Source organism: Achromobacter sp. HNDS-1, assembly GCF_040084795.1.
GTDB classification, from domain to species: Bacteria; Pseudomonadota; Gammaproteobacteria; order Burkholderiales; family Burkholderiaceae_B; genus Achromobacter; species Achromobacter ruhlandii.
Window position 1 is genome coordinate 5,773,245 of the sequence record NZ_CP157584.1, and the last position, 15,073, is coordinate 5,788,317.

General features: G+C 65.7%; 12 protein-coding genes. 10 read left to right on the plus strand and 2 right to left on the minus strand.

Annotation, left to right across the window (positions count from 1 at the left end; translation table 11 throughout):
* Positions 1–53: 53 nt before the first annotated feature.
* Both ABFG95_RS26675 and map read right to left on the minus strand, forming a co-directional pair.
* The gene (locus tag ABFG95_RS26675; RefSeq protein WP_278992144.1) at positions 54–2,660 is read right to left on the minus strand and encodes a [protein-PII] uridylyltransferase; all 2,607 of its coding nucleotides are present in this window, start codon (positions 2,658–2,660) and stop codon (positions 54–56) included.
* 19 nt (positions 2,661–2,679) lie between these two features.
* Positions 2,680–3,501: a type I methionyl aminopeptidase gene (gene map / locus ABFG95_RS26680; RefSeq protein ID WP_049074274.1), complete on the minus strand. Its 822-nt coding sequence runs from the start codon at positions 3,499–3,501 to the stop codon at positions 2,680–2,682.
* 853 nt (positions 3,502–4,354) lie between these two features.
* Between map and rpsB the strand changes: the two genes are divergently transcribed.
* The 10 genes from rpsB (at position 4,355) to ABFG95_RS26730 (ending at position 15,069) form a co-directional block, all read left to right on the plus strand.
* The gene (rpsB, locus tag ABFG95_RS26685; protein WP_049074271.1) at positions 4,355–5,104 is read left to right on the plus strand and encodes a 30S ribosomal protein S2; all 750 of its coding nucleotides are present in this window, start codon (positions 4,355–4,357) and stop codon (positions 5,102–5,104) included.
* 181 nt (positions 5,105–5,285) lie between these two features.
* On the plus strand, positions 5,286–6,164 hold the full coding sequence (gene tsf / locus ABFG95_RS26690; RefSeq protein ID WP_049074268.1) for a translation elongation factor Ts: 879 nt from the start codon (positions 5,286–5,288) through the stop codon (positions 6,162–6,164).
* Between the two features lie 97 nt (positions 6,165–6,261).
* Entirely contained in the window at positions 6,262–6,978 is a 717-nt protein-coding gene (pyrH, locus tag ABFG95_RS26695) for a UMP kinase (RefSeq protein WP_006394495.1), read from the plus strand.
* Between the two features lie 15 nt (positions 6,979–6,993).
* Positions 6,994–7,554: a ribosome recycling factor gene (frr, locus tag ABFG95_RS26700; RefSeq protein WP_049074267.1), complete on the plus strand. Its 561-nt coding sequence runs from the start codon at positions 6,994–6,996 to the stop codon at positions 7,552–7,554.
* Positions 7,555–7,720: 166 nt separating this feature from the next.
* Positions 7,721–8,485, plus strand: a complete 765-nt coding sequence (uppS, locus tag ABFG95_RS26705; RefSeq protein WP_049074264.1) for a polyprenyl diphosphate synthase — start codon at positions 7,721–7,723, stop codon at positions 8,483–8,485.
* Positions 8,486–8,550: 65 nt separating this feature from the next.
* A complete protein-coding gene (locus ABFG95_RS26710) occupies positions 8,551–9,408 on the plus strand; it encodes a phosphatidate cytidylyltransferase (RefSeq protein WP_049074262.1) in 858 nt (285 codons plus the stop codon).
* Complete coding sequence (locus ABFG95_RS26715; protein WP_049074259.1) at positions 9,405–10,604, plus strand: 1-deoxy-D-xylulose-5-phosphate reductoisomerase; 1,200 nt, start codon at positions 9,405–9,407, stop codon at positions 10,602–10,604. The genes ABFG95_RS26710 and ABFG95_RS26715 overlap by 4 nt, the downstream gene beginning before the upstream one ends.
* Before the next feature lie 66 nt (positions 10,605–10,670).
* Complete coding sequence (gene rseP / locus ABFG95_RS26720; RefSeq protein WP_348995105.1) at positions 10,671–12,002, plus strand: RIP metalloprotease RseP; 1,332 nt, start codon at positions 10,671–10,673, stop codon at positions 12,000–12,002.
* Positions 12,003–12,055: 53 nt separating this feature from the next.
* Complete coding sequence (bamA, locus tag ABFG95_RS26725) at positions 12,056–14,401, plus strand: outer membrane protein assembly factor BamA (protein WP_049074254.1); 2,346 nt, start codon at positions 12,056–12,058, stop codon at positions 14,399–14,401.
* Positions 14,402–14,508: 107 nt separating this feature from the next.
* Positions 14,509–15,069 carry an OmpH family outer membrane protein gene (locus tag ABFG95_RS26730; protein ID WP_054416197.1) on the plus strand — a complete coding sequence of 187 codons (561 nt, stop codon included), beginning with the start codon at positions 14,509–14,511 and terminating at the stop codon, positions 15,067–15,069.
* The last annotated feature ends 4 nt before the right edge of the window (positions 15,070–15,073 follow it).

Genomic DNA, 15,073 nt, shown 5'->3' on the forward strand with positions numbered 1-15,073 from the left:
AAAACCGGATTGTATGCGGTCGGCGACGGTCTGGCGATGGCGCGGCGAGGCGGTCAGGCGGCCTGCTGCCGGGCCTCTTCCCCGGCCAGGGCGTCCAGGATGTCGCGTTCGAACTGCATCTGGCTGCGCGGGCGCGCCAGCGCGGCGCCGTCGACGATGAAAACGTCCTCCACACGGTCGCCCAGCGTCATGATCTTGGCCATCAGCAGGTTCACCTCGTGCTGGGCAAAGACCCGCGCCAGGGCGTGCAGCAGGCCGGGCCGGTCGGTTGCCGTGACCGACAGGCGCCACGAGGTGCTGCGTTCGTCGGGCTGCAATTCCGCCTGCGGCATGATCGGAAACACGCGTGACATGCGCGACTGGCGCCCGCGGCCGTAGTAGCCGCCACGGCCAGGCGGGACCTGGGCCGCGGCCTTGGCGTCCTTCAGGCGTTCGGCCAGTTCGTGCTCGACCAGCGTGGCCTGCGCGCGCAGGTCGCTGGCGCCTTCGGGCAGCAGCACGATGAAGCTGTCCAGCGCCCAGCCATGGCGCGTGGTGTGGATGCGGGCGTCCTGCACCGACAGCGACTTGGCGTCGAAATACCCGCAGATCGCCACGAACAGGTCCGGCACGTCGCGCGTGTAGACCATGATCTGCAGGCCTTCGCCCTGCTCGGTGGGGCGGGCCCGCACCACCGCGTGCGGCGGCGCCACCTGGTGGTACAGATGGCGCGTGTGCCAGGCGATGTCGGAGGCGTCGTGTCGCAGGAAATACGCCACGTCGAGCTGGTTCCAGAAGGCTTCGCGGGCGTCGTCGCGCAGGCCGGCCAGGCGCGTCAGGCGCGCGGCCTCTTCCTTGCGTTCGGTCAGCACCGTATGGGCGTCGGCATGGGCGCCGCCCAGCGCGGCCAGGGTCAGCTTGTACAGGTCCTCGAGCAGCTTGCCCTTCCAGGCGTTCCAGACCTTGGGGCTGGTGCCGCGGATATCGGCCACCGTCAGCAGGTACAGCGCGGTCAGGTGGCGTTCGTCCTTGACCGTGGCGGCGAAGTCCTGGATCACGGTGGGGTCGGACAGGTCGCGCTTTTGCGCCACGGCCGACATCAGCAGGTGCTGGCGCACCAGGAATTCGACCAGCCTGGCGTCCTCGGGCTCCATGCCGTGATCGTGGGCGAACTTGCGCACCTCGCGCGCGCCCAGCTCGGAGTGGTCGCCGCCACGGCCCTTGGCGATGTCGTGGAACAACGCCGCCACGTACAGCAGCCAATGGCGGTCCAGGCCGGCGATCAGCTGGCTGGCCAGCGGGTATTCCTGGGCGTGCTCGGGCATGGTGAAGCGGCGCAGGTTGCGCACCACCGCCAGGGTGTGCTGGTCCACCGTGTAAGCGTGGAACAGGTCGTGCTGCATCTGGCCGACGATGCGGCGGAACACCGGCAGGTAGCGCGGCAGGATGTTCAGCATGGTCATGCGGCGCAGCTCGTGCACGATGCCGCGCGGCTGCTGCAGGATCTGCAGGAACAGCTTGCGGTTGACCGGGTTGCGGCGGAATTGCGCGTCGATGCGGTGGCGCGAGTGCCAGATGGCGCGCAGCGTGCGCGCCGACATGCCGGTCAGCTCGGGATGCTGTTGCATCACCAGGAAGGCGCGCAGCAACAGCGTCGGGTTCCGCTCGAAGCCGTCGTCGCGGATGATGTCGAGGCGGTCGCGCAGGTTGCGGAAATCGTCGTCGATGTCGCGCGCGTCGCTGTCGGGGCGCGGGAACAGCCGTTCCTCGATGTTCTGCACCAGGATGCCGTTGAGCTGCGTCACCAGGCGCGCGGCCCAGTAGTAGCGCTGCATCAGCAGCTCGCTGCCGCGCCGGGTGGCCGTGGCATGGATGCCGTAGACTTCGGCCAGGGCCGGTTGCAGGTCGAACAGCACGCGGTCCTCGCGCCGCTTGGCCAGCAGGTGCAATTCGATGCGCAGGCGCTTGAAAGCCTGTTCCGCCTTGCGCAGGTCGCGCGCCTCGGAGGGAGTCAGCAGGCCTGCCTGCGCCACCGCGCGCCAGTTCTCGCCGAAGCCGGCCGCGCGCGCCATCCACAGGATCACCTGCAGGTCGCGCAGGCCGCCGGGCGATTCCTTGCAATTGGGTTCGAGCGCGTAGGGCGTGTCCTGGTAGCGCGCATGCCGCTGCTGCATCTCGACGCGCTTGGCGCGAAAGAACGCGCGCGCGTCCAGCCGCGACTGGGTGGCGGCCTCGAACTTCTTCATCAGCGCGCGGCTGCCGGCCAGCCAGCGGGATTCGAGCAGCGCGGTCTCGACCGTAATGTCGGCGTCGGCCTCGCGCTCGCAGTCCTCGATGGTGCGCACGCTGTGGCCGGGCTCCAGGCCCAGGTCCCAGAGCGAGGCCACCAGGCGCTCGATCGCGGATTCGTCCTCGGCGGTGGGCGCGTGCGGCAGCAGGATCAGCAGGTCGACGTCCGAATGCGGATACAGTTCGCCGCGGCCGTAGCCGCCCACCGCGGCCAGCGTGGCGCCGGCAGGCAGGGGATAGTGCTTGACCAGGTCGCGCAGCGCCGCGTCGACGATGCGGCGCAGTTCGCCCAGCAGCGTGTCGGGGCGTTCGTGCTCGCGGAACTGGGCCACCGCGGCGCGCCGGGATTCCTGGATGCGTTCGCGCAGGGTGCTGAGGATGTCGGCGGTCATGGTGGCGGACGGGCCGGGGTCAGACGGCGGGGATGACGATCGGTTCGGTGATGAAGGCGGGCGGCTTGGGCATGCCGGGCGACAGGGTCAGGACCTCGTAGCCGGTGTCGGTGACGCAGACAGCATGCTCCCATTGCGCCGACAGGCTGTGGTCGCGCGTCACGACCGTCCAGCCGTCGGACAGCTGGCGGATCTCGCGGCGGCCGGCGTTGATCATGGGTTCGATGGTGAACAGCATGCCCGTCACCAATTTCACCCCGGTGCCCGGCTTGCCGTAGTGCAGCACCTGCGGGTCTTCGTGAAAGCGCTGGCCGATGCCGTGGCCGCAGAACTCGCGCACCACCGAAAAGCCGTTGGCCTCGGCATGCTTCTGGATGGCGTTGCCGATGTCGCCCAATGTGGCCCCGTTTTTGACCTGCTGGATGCCTTTCCACATGCACTCGAAGGTGATGTCGGTCAGGCGGCGCGACAGGATCGACTGTTCGCCCACGGCGTACATGCGGCTGGTGTCGCCGAACCAGCCGTCCTTGATGATGGTGACGTCGATATTGAGGGAGTCCCCGTTTTTCAGGGCCTTGTCGCCGGGGATGCCGTGGCACACCTGGTGGTTGACCGAGGTGCAGATGGCGCCAGGAAAGGGCGGATAGCCGGGCGGGGCGTAGCCGACGGTGGCGGACTTCACCTTGAGCTCGTCGGTCAGGTATTCCAGGCAGAGGCGGTCCAGTTCCCCGGTGGTGACGCCAGGCTTGACGTAGGGGGTGATGAAATCGAGGACTTTGGCGGCGTCCTGGCAGGCCGCGCGCATCTTGGCCAGGTCGGCCGGATTGGTAATGGTGCCCATGGAATGACTGACGGATCTCGCTTGAATGTCTGCTTGAAAGAATAGTAGAATTATAGGCTTCCCTAAAATTTTGGGGAGCAATCTGGGTAGCGGCAAGCGCCGATCCCGGCGGGTGGGGATGGAATCATCCAGGCCACACCCGGTTGGTTGTCTGATTTACGTACGTTGGGCCGCGCCGCTTCTTGTGAGATCGGTGGCGGGCTTCGGAGTTTCATCGCAAGCGAAGGTTGTGGTGGGGGTTCGGGCCAGTCGCCAGGTTCCGGGAGGCACGGCGGCACAGCGGATGAGAGAAGGCGGCGGGCCGGGGCGGCGGGATGGTTGCATCGACACAGGTCGGGGCGCTGCGTGCTCGCAAGCCCGGTCATGTTTTCGAGCAGCGATGCAGGTTCAGGGTGGCTGCCGGCTTAAGTTCTTGGAAGGTTTCCAGTTCCTGGGAGTTTTCCTGAAGAACCGCCCCCGGCGACTGATGCGCGGCAGGGTCAAAAACCGTCTGGTTGAAAAGCCGGGGGGGTGAAAACCAGGGCGCGAGTGAACTGGATTTCGCTGCCAACAAAACAGGTCCGGGTGCGCTGGAAGAAACTGCCAGGCATTTCCTGGCGGGTCGGACGGCGCGATGCGTGCGGGCGGGGCAAGGCGCTTTGTCGTGGCGGCCGTCTGGGTTTATCGCGGCAGCGTAGCAGCAGGCGCCAAGGGCATCGCCCGGCGGCGTCGGAGTATTGCGGCAGTGATCGGCCGGCCCGGTTAAAATCGTTATTCATCCCGCATGTGCGGGAAATCGCGCGCAACACCACCCAGGGTGTCAGCCACAGGCTGATGCAGGTGCGGCGCAAGAAATCAACCCTTGGAGAAAGTTATGTCTTTGATGCGCGAAATGCTGGAAGCGGGTGTCCACTTCGGTCACCAGACCCGCTACTGGAACCCCAAGATGGCCCCCTTCATCTTCGGCCATCGCAACAAGATTCACATCATCAACCTGGAAAAGACGGTTGATAAGTACCAGGAAGCCACCAAGTTCGTGAAGCAGCTGGCTGCTCGCGGTGGCAACATCCTGTTCGTCGGCACCAAGCGCGCCGCCCGTGAGCTGGTCGCCGCCGAAGCCGCCCGTTGCGGCATGCCCTACGTCGATGCCCGCTGGCTCGGCGGCATGCTGACCAACTTCAAGACGGTCAAGACCTCGGTCAAGCGCCTGAAGGACATGGAAGCCGTGGTCGCCGAAGGCGGCGCCGAGCGCATGATCAAGAAGGAAGGCCTGCTGTTCCAGCGTGAACTGGAAAAGCTGAACAAGTCGATCGGCGGCATCAAGGACATGAACGGCCTGCCCGATGCCATGTTCGTGATCGACGTCGGCTACCACAAGATCGCCATCGCCGAAGCCAAGACCCTGGGCATCCCCGTGGTCGCCGTGGTTGACACCAACCACTCGCCCGAAGGCATCGACTACGTGATCCCCGGCAACGACGACTCGGCCAAGGCCATCGCGCTGTACGCCAAGGGCATCGCCGACGCCGTGCTGGAAGGCCGCGAGCAGAACCTGAACGGTCTGGTCGAGGAAATCGGCGAAGGCCAGGAAGAGTTCGTCGAAGTGCAGGACAACCAGGCCTAAGCCTGCTGTCATGTCCGGCGGTTAGTGTCAGGGGGCGGTCGCGGAATGCGGCGTGCCCCCGCCTCGCCGGCAGTGCGAAGGCGGACTCCCGCCTTCCTCATCCGCAGCTTGCGGACGTCTCATCGAATCACACCAATGCCCCGGCCCGCCGGGGCATGTCTTAGCAAAATTTGGAGCTAACATGGCTGAAATTACCGCCGCCCTGGTCAAGGAACTGCGCGAAAAGACCGATGCGCCCATGATGGAGTGCAAGAAGGCCCTGACGGAAGCCGAAGGCGACCTGGCCCGCGCTGAAGAGATCCTGCGCGTCAAGCTGGGCAACAAGGCCAGCAAGGCTGCCGCTCGCGTCACGGCCGAAGGCCTGATCGGCCTGTTCATCTCGGCCGACGCCAAGCAAGGCGCCGTCATCGAAGTGAACTGCGAAACCGACTTCGTTGCCAAGAACGACGACTTCGTCGCCTTCGTCAACAAGCTGGCCGAGCTGGTCGCCACCCAGAACCCCGCCGACGTGGCCGCCCTGTCGGCGCTGCCCTACGGCGACGGCACCATCGAATCGACCCGTACCGCCCTGATCGGCAAGATCGGCGAGAACATCTCGATCCGCCGCTTCGAGCGCATCCAGACCCCGAACGCGCTGGCCAGCTACGTGCACGGCGGCAAGATCGGCGTGCTGGTGGAATACGCCGGCGCCGAGGAAGTGGGCAAGGACCTGGCGATGCACATCGCCGCGACCAAGCCGAAGGCCCTGAACGCCGACGGCGTGAACCCGGCCGACATCGCCGCCGAACGCTCGGTCGCCGAGCAGAAGGCCGCCGAATCGGGCAAGCCGGCTGAAATCGTCGCCAAGATGGTCGAAGGCTCGGTGCAGAAGTTCCTGAAGGAAGTCACGCTGCTGTCGCAACCTTTCGTCAAGGACGACAAGAACACGGTCGAACAGATGCTCAAGGCCAAGGGCGCCTCGATCACCAAGTTCGTGCTGTTCGTCGTCGGCGAAGGTATCGAGAAGAAGACCAGCGACTTCGCCGCTGAGGTTGCCGCCGCCGCCGCCGGCCGCGCCTGATCTCGGGGTAGTCCTTACAGGCCGGCGCTAGATATTTTCTAGTCCGGCCTATTTCTTGTCTTACACTTTCGTCGGAATGTTCTTCGGGATATCACCTATGAGCAGCAGATCATACAAACGGGTTCTTCTCAAACTTTCCGGCGAGGCGCTGATGGGCGACGATGCATTCGGCATCAATCGCGCCACCATCGTCCGCATGACCGATGAGATCGCCGAAGTCGCCGCCACTGGCGTCGAGCTGGCCATCGTCATCGGCGGTGGCAACATCTTCCGTGGCGTCGCCCCGGGTGCGCAGGGCATGGACCGCGCCACCGCCGACTACATGGGCATGATGGCCACCATCATGAACGCGCTTGCCCTGCAGGACGCGCTCAAGCACAAGGGTATCGACACCCGCGTGCAGTCGGCCCTGAACATCGACCAGGTCGTCGAACCGTACATCCGCCCCAAGGCCCTGCGTTACCTCGAAGAAGGCAAAGTCGTCATCTTCGCCGCGGGCACCGGCAACCCCTTCTTCACGACCGACACCGCGGCCGCCCTGCGTGGCGCCGAGATCGGCGCGGAGATCGTGCTGAAGGCCACCAAGGTCGACGGCATCTACAGCGCGGATCCCAACAAGGATCCTTCCGCCACGCGCTACGCGCGCATCAGCTTCGACGAGGCCATCGTCCGCCGCCTGGAAGTCATGGACGCCACGGCGTTCGCCCTGTGCCGCGACCAGAAGCTGCCGATCAAGGTGTTTTCGATCAATAAGTCGGGCGCGCTCAAGCGCGTCGTCAGCGGCGAAGACGAAGGCACGTTGGTACACGTTTAAAGAAAAGGAAAATCCATGAGCGTCGCAGAAATCCGCAAATCCGCCGAAGCCAGGATGGCCAAGTCGCTTGACACGCTCAAGACCAACCTGGCCAAGATCCGCACGGGCCGCGCCCACACCGGCATCCTGGACCACGTGCAGGTCGAGTACTACGGTTCGCCCGTGCCGATCAGCCAGGTCGGCAACGTGAACCTGATCGACGCGCGCACCATCAGCGTCCAGCCCTACGAAAAGAGCATGGCCGCCGCCATCGAGAAGGCCATCCGTGAGTCGGACCTGGGTCTGAACCCCATGTCCATGGGCGATACCATCCGCGTGCCGATGCCGGCCCTGACCGAAGAGCGCCGCCGCGACCTGACCAAGGTCGTGCGCAGCGAAGGCGAGGATGCCAAGGTGGCCGTGCGCAACCTGCGCCGCGAAGCCAACGACACCTTGAAGAAGCTGGTCAAGGACAAGGAAATCTCCGAGGACGACGAGCGTCGCGCCCAGGATGACGTCCAGAAGCTGACGGACCGCAACGTGGCCGACATCGACAAGATGGTCGCCCAAAAAGAAGCGGAAATCATGACCGTATAATCCTTGCAGTGCCGGACGGGCCGAATGGCCCGCCCGGCGCCAGGATTCCTGCTTTCGCGCCGTCCTATCCATCGCTACGCGGCACGCCTGTGCGGCGATGGATCGACGGCGCGGGTTTTTCACCGTATTCCCTGTTTTACGCCGGTCGACGGCGCTTCCCGGATCCATGGCAACCAGTTCCACCCAGGCGGTTCCCGATACCCGCGATATCCCCGAGCACGTTGCCATCATCATGGATGGCAACGGCAGATGGGCGACGCGGCGCCTGCTGCCGCGCACGGCGGGGCACGCCAAGGGCGTGCAGGCGGTGCGCCGCGTGGTCGAGGCCTGCGGCCGGGTGGGGGTGCGCTACCTGACACTATTCGCCTTCAGTTCCGAGAACTGGCGCCGGCCCGCCGAGGAAGTGTCGCTGCTGATGCGCCTGTTCGTGCAGGCGCTTGAGCGCGAGGTTGGCAAGCTGGAAGAGCAGGGCGTGCGCCTGCACGTCATCGGCGACCTGTCGGCCTTCGAGCCGCGCTTGCAGGAACTGATCTTCGCGGCCCAGGCCCGCACCGCCCACAACGACCGCCTGCACCTGACGGTGGCCGCCAACTACGGCGGCCGCTGGGACATCCTGCAGGCCACCCGCGCGATGCTGGCGGCCGAACCCGAGCTGGCGGCGCATCCGGAGCGGGTCGACGAAGAGCGCCTGGCGCGGCATCTTTCCATGTCCTGGGCGCCCGAGCCCGACCTGTTCATCCGCACGGGCGGCGAGCAGCGCATTTCCAATTTCCTGATCTGGCAGATGGCGTACGCGGAGTTCTACTTCACCGACCGCTTCTGGCCGGACTTCGGCGCCGACGAACTGCGCCAGGCATTCGAGTGGTACCGGACGCGCGAGCGCCGTTTCGGCCGCACCAGCGCCCAGCTCAACGAGAGCAGCGGAAAATAGTCCGGCGCTCCGCCTGCCACGCGCCGTACGGGGCAGCGCCGAGTCGACCCTGAGGAGACCGTCATATGTTGGGCCAGCGTATCGTTACCGCCGTCATTCTGCTCGCCGTCCTGGCCGCCGCGATGATGAGCGCCAATCCCTGGTGGTTCGTGGCGTTGCTGGCGCTGGCCGCGGCCTGCGCCAACTGGGAGTGGCTGCGCCTGACGCTGCCGCAACCGCCGTCGCCGCTGATCGCCGCCGGCATTCCTGTTCTGCTGTTCGCGGCCATGCTGGCCCTGGCGTCGGCCTGGCTGGCGGGCAATCGCGCCGGTCTGGCCGATCCCGACTGGATCCTGCGCTACGCGACACCGCTGGTGGTGGTGGTCTGGCTGTTCGGCGCCACCGCGGCAGTAGTGCGCGGCCGTTCCGACGCCGCGCCCGCCAGCCTGGGGTGGTCGCTGTTCTCGGTGCCGGCCGCTTTCGTCGCCTGGGCCGTGCTGGCGCAGTGGTACATGGCACGCGGTCCCGTTTTCGTGGTGTCGCTGCTGGCGCTGGTCTGGGTGGCCGACATTGCCGCCTATTTTGCCGGCCGCGCCTTCGGCAAGCGTAAACTGGCGCCACGCGTCAGCCCCGGCAAGACGGTGGCCGGCGCCGTGGCCGGCGTGCTCGGCGCGGTCATCTGGATCGGCCTGTCGAGCCTCTGGGACGGCACTTATGGCCACGCCCTGGTGGCGCGCTGGACGTTCTGGCTGGCCCTGCCGATCGCGGCGCTGCTGGGCGTGCTGTCCATCATTGGCGACCTGTTCGAATCGCTGCTCAAGCGCCGCGCCGGCCGCAAGGATTCCAGCGCGCTGCTGCCTGGCCATGGGGGCGTCTACGATCGCATCGACGCGATCCTTCCGGTCGCGCCCTTCGCGCTAATTTTGTCTGGAGTGTTGTTTTGACGGCTTTTCAACGCGTCGTGGTGCTGGGGTCGACCGGTTCGATCGGCGAAAGCACGCTGGATGTGATTGCCCGCCACCCCGATCGGCTGGCCGTGTATGCCTTGTCCGCCTATAGCCGCATGCAGCGCCTGGCCGAGCAGGCGCTGGCCAGCCGCGCCGCGGTGGTGGTGGTGCCCGATGCCGAGGCGCGCCGGCAGTTCGTCGCGGCCTGGCCGGCGGGCCGGACCCTGCCCGAGATCCGCGTCGGCGCGCAGGCCCTGGCCGACACCGCGGCCGACCCGCAATGCGATTCGGTCATGGCCGCCATTGTCGGCGCCGCGGGGCTGCCCGCGGCCCTGGCGGCCGCGCGCCAAGGCAAGCGGGTGCTGCTGGCCAACAAGGAAGCGCTGGTGGCGGCGGGTTCGCTGTTCATGCAGGCAATTCGCGACAACGGCGCCGAACTGCTGCCGATCGATAGCGAACACAACGCGATTTTCCAATGCATGCCGCACGGCGGCCGCGCCGGCGCGCCGGATGCGCCGGCCCCCGGCGTGCGCCGCTTGTTGCTGACCGCCTCGGGCGGCCCGTTCCGGGGCCGCGACCTCGAGGACCTGCACGACGTCACGCCGGCGCAGGCCTGCGCCCATCCCAACTGGAGCATGGGCCGCAAGATCTCGGTCGATTCGGCCACCATGCTCAACAAGGGCCTGGAGGTGATCGAGGCGCACTGGCTGTTCGCCATGCCGGCCGACCGGATCGAGGTGGTGGTGCATCCGCAAAGCGTGATCCACTCCATGGTGGAGTACGACGACGGCTCGATCCTGGCGCAACTGGGCCAGCCCGACATGCGTACGCCTATCGCCTACGGCCTGGGCTTCCCCGAACGCCTGGACAGCGGCGTGGGGCCGCTCGACCTGACGCGCCTGGGCCGGCTCGATTTCGAGAAGCCCGACCTGGCGCGTTTTCCGTGCCTGGCGCTGTCGTTCGCGGCGCTGCGGGCCGGGCAGGGCGCCTGCATTGCCCTGAATGCCGCCAACGAGGTGGCGGTGGAGGCCTTTCTGGCGGGCCGCCTGGGGTACACCTGGATTGCGCGGGTTATCGAGGCGACCCTGGAGTGGCAGGTGGGGCAATCATCTGTTACGCTCAATAGTCTTGACGATGTGCTGGCGCTGGATGCCGCCGCGCGCGCCTACGCCGGCAATCTGGGCCTGGCGTAACCGCGCTCGATTGCGTATCAGCGCCCCGGCCCGCCTCGTCGCCGATTCCTGGATTTCCTGACCCCGATGCTTTTCACCCTGCTGGCCTTTGCCGTCGCGCTTGGCTCCCTGATCATTTTTCATGAGTTGGGGCATTATTGGGTGGCGCGCCTTTGCGGTGTGAAGGTGCTGCGATTCTCGGTCGGCTTCGGCAAGGTCATCCTGCGCCGCACCGACCGGCATGGCACCGAATGGGCCCTGTCGGCGCTGCCGCTGGGCGGCTACGTCAAGATGCAGGACGATGCTCCGGCTGGCGCCAGCCCGGCCGAGGCGGCCGGCGCCTTTAACAACAAGCCCGTCGGCAAGCGCATCGCCATCGTTGCCGCTGGTCCCATTTTCAATCTCATCCTCGCGGTCTTCCTGTATGCCGGCCTGAACATGGCGGGCACCGAGGAGCCGGTGGCCGTCATCGCCCAACCCGCTGCCGGTACGCCCGCCGCGCGTGCCGGGTTGGCGGCGGGCGACCGCATCCTGGCCATCGACGGCCAGGAGGTCGCGTCGTGGTCAGACGCCCGCTGGCGCCTGATGGACGTGATGGCCACGGGCGGTCGCGCCCAGATCGAAGTCGGCGCCCCTGGTGGTGCATCGCAGCAACGGGAACTGACCCTGCCGGCCAACGCCATGGATCCGGCCGGCGGCGATCCGCTGCTGGCCGCCGGCATCCGCCTGGCCCAACCCAAGCCCGCCGTGCGCGTCGTCAACGATGGCGGCGAAGGGCAGGCGGCCGGCCTGCGCGCGGGCGACCTGATCCTGGCCGTCGATGGCCAGCCCACGCCGGACACCGGCGCGCTGGTAAAGCAGATCCAGGACAGCGCGGGCAAGACGCTGGCCCTGACGCTGGCGCGCGATGGCGCCCAGATTTCCGTGAACGTCACGCCGCGCGCCGAAACGGTCAACGGCCAGCTCATCGGCCGGCTCGGCGTCCAGCTGGGCGGCGACGTGCCCATGGTGACGGTGCGTTATGGCGTGTTCGACAGCCTGTGGCGCGGCGCGGTCCGCACCTGGGACACCGCGCTGTTTTCGCTGCGCATGATGGGTCGCATGGTGACGGGCGACGTCTCCTGGCGCAACGTCAGCGGCCCGGTCACCATCGCCGATTATGCGGGCCAGACCGCCCGGATCGGCATTGTTGCTTATATCGCTTATATCGCGTTGATCAGCATCAGCCTTGGCGTACTAAATTTGCTGCCCATTCCTATGCTGGACGGGGGCCATCTGCTGTACTATCTCGTCGAAATTGTGCGGGGCAGTCCGCCGCCCGCACGGTGGATCGATATCGGACAGCGCGCAGGCATTGGTTTATTGGCAAGCCTGATGGGGCTTGCGCTGTTCAATGATTTCACGCGCTTGTTTACTTAAGCGCCAATTAGCATAAAATCCCCCGCCATTTGCACGACCGAGGATACTCAAGGATGTCTTTTCGCCGGATGTTTCATCACAAAAAGGGTGTACTGCCGGGCGTAGTGCCGAGTCTGATCGCCGCATTGCTGCTTCCAGGCATGGCTCACGCCTTCGACCCTTTTGTCGTGCGGGATATCCGCGTAGAAGGGATCCAGCGTACCGACGCGGGTACCGTCTTCGGTTATCTGCCGGTCAAGGTGGGTGAGAAATTCACCGAGGAAGAAGCCACCGAGGCGATCCGCCGCCTGTATGGCACCGGCTTTTTCACCGACGTGCAGATCCAGACCGACAATAATGTCGTGGTCGTGGTGGTCCAGGAACGTCCGACGATCGCATCCGTGAATTTCAACGGCATGCGCGAGTTCGATTCCAAGGCCATTACCAAGTCGCTGGGGCAGGTGGGTTTTGCCGAAGGCCGCATTTTCGACCGCTCGATGCTCGAGCGCGCGGAATACGAGCTCAAGCAACAGTATCTGTCCAAGGGCAAGTACGGCGTCGAGGTCACCTCCACCGTGACGCCGCTGCCGCGCAACCGCGTCGGCGTGAGCTTCGACGTGTTCGAAGGCTCGGTCGCCCGCATCCAGGAAATCCGCTTCGTCGGCAACAAGGCCTTCTCCGAAAGCGACCTGCTCGACGAATTCAAGCTGACCACGCCGGGCTGGCTGACCTGGTACACCGATACCGACAAGTACTCGCGCGAAAAGCTCGAGGGCGACCTCGAACGCCTGCGTTCGTTCTACCTGGACCGCGGCTACCTCGAATTCACGGTCGAGCCGCCCCAGGTGACGATCTCGCCCGACCGCAAGGACATCCGCATCACCATCACGGTCCACGAAGGCGAGCCGTACAAGGTGCGCAGCGTCAAGCTGGCCGGCAACCTGATCGGCCTGGACAAGGAAATCAACGCCCTGGTCAAGATCAAGCCGGACGAGACTTTCTCGGCGGCCAAGGCCAACGATTCGGCCAAGGCCATCACCGACTACCTGGGTGAACTGGGCTACGCGTTCGCCAACGTCAACCCGAATCCGCAGCTCGACCGCGCCAAGCACGAGGCCGACCTGACGTTCTACGTCGATCCGAGCCGCCGCGTGTACGTGCGCCGCATCCAGATCGGCGGCAACACCCGCACGCGCGACGAAGTCGTGCGCCGCGAGATGCGCCAGCAGGAAGCCGCCTGGTACGACGCCAAGGACATCAAGACCTCGCGCGACCGCGTCGACCGGCTGGGCTACTTCAGCGACGTCAACGTCAAGACCGATCCGGTGCCGGGTTCGCCCGACCAGGTCGACGTCAACGTCGACGTGAAGGAAAAGCCCACCGGCATGATCAACCTGGGCGTGGGCTACGGTTCGTCCGAAAAGGCGATCCTGTCGGCCGGCATCAGCGAAGACAACGTGTTCGGCAGCGGCACCAACTTGACGCTGCAGCTGAACACCAGCAAGAGCAACCGCGCGGTGGTGCTGTCGCACACCGACCCGTACTGGACCAAGGACGGCATCAGCCGCACCACGTCCGCCTACTACCGCGTGACCGAGCCCTGGAACAACAACGACGGCGATTACCGCGTCAAATCCATGGGCCTGGGCATGAACTTCGGCGTGCCGATCTCCGAATACGACCGGATCTTCCTGGGCGCCAACCTCGAGCGCAACCAGATCGATCTGTTCTCGAATTCGCCGCTGGCCTACCGCAACTTCGTCAATCAGTACGGCGACTCGACCAACTCGGTGATCTTCACCGCCGGCTGGTCCAACGACACCCGCGACAGCGCCCTGGCGCCGACCAAGGGTTCGTACACCCGCTTGAAGAGCGACTTCTCGACGGTCGACCTGAAGTACTACATGCTCACCGGCCAGCAGCAGTACTTCATCCCGCTGGGCGGCTCGTACACCCTGGCGCTGAACGGCATGGTCGACTGGGGCCAGAGCTACGGCGGCAAGGACTACCCGATCATCAAGGACGTGTACGCGGGCGGTATCGGCACGGTGCGCGGCTACGAAGGTTCGTCGCTGGGTCCGCGCGACCCGGTCACGGGCGACTACCTGGGCGGTTCGCGCCGCATCGTGGCCAACGCCCAGCTGTATCTGCCGTTCCCGGGCGCCTCCAAGGATCGCACGCTGCGCTGGTTCATCTTCAGCGACGCGGGCCAGGTGGGCGCCGGCAGCGGCCTGTCTTGCACCAACGGCAAGCCCGGCAGCGAGGTCGACGATCCTTGCGGCTGGCGCTTCTCGGCCGGTATCGGCCTGTCGTGGCAGTCGCCGATGGGTCCGTTGCAGCTGTCGTATGCCCGTCCGCTCAACGCCAAGCCGGGCGACGACAAGCAGAGCTTCCAGTTCCAGATCGGGACCGGGTTCTAACCGGCGTTACGCTTGAAAACAAGGGAGGGGCCCGCCGGCCCGGCCCTTTTGCCGTTTAGTGGCACAATACATACTTTGGCTTTGCCTTACTGGAAGGTGAGATTTTCATGATGTCTGACTTCGCACTTAAATCATCGAATACGCCGCGTGCCAACCGCCGTGGCAAGCTGGGCGGCTCTATTGCCCTGGTGGGTGCGCTCATTCTCGGTTCCGTCGCGGCGGTGCCCGCTCAGGCTCAAAACACCAAGATCGGCTTCGTCAACACCGAGCGGATCCTGCGTGAGTCCGGTCCGGCCAAGACGGCGCAAAGCAAGATCGAAGCCGAATTCAAGAAGCGCGACGACGAGCTGCAGCGCCTGAACTCCAGCCTGCGTTCGCAAGCCGAAAAGTTCGACAAGGACGCGCCCGTGCTGTCGGAATCCGACCGCGTCAAGCGCCAGCGCGAACTGTCCAACCTGGACACCGACCTGCAGCGCAAGCGCCGCGAATTCCAGGAAGACTTCAACCGTCGCCGCAACGAAGAGTTCTCCAGCATCGTGACGAAGGCCAACGAGGCCATCAAGCGCATCGCTGAACAGGAAAACTACGACCTGATCATCCAGGACGCCGTGACGGTCAACCCGCGCATCGACATCACCGACAAGGTGATCCAGAGCCTGGGCAAGTAAGTCG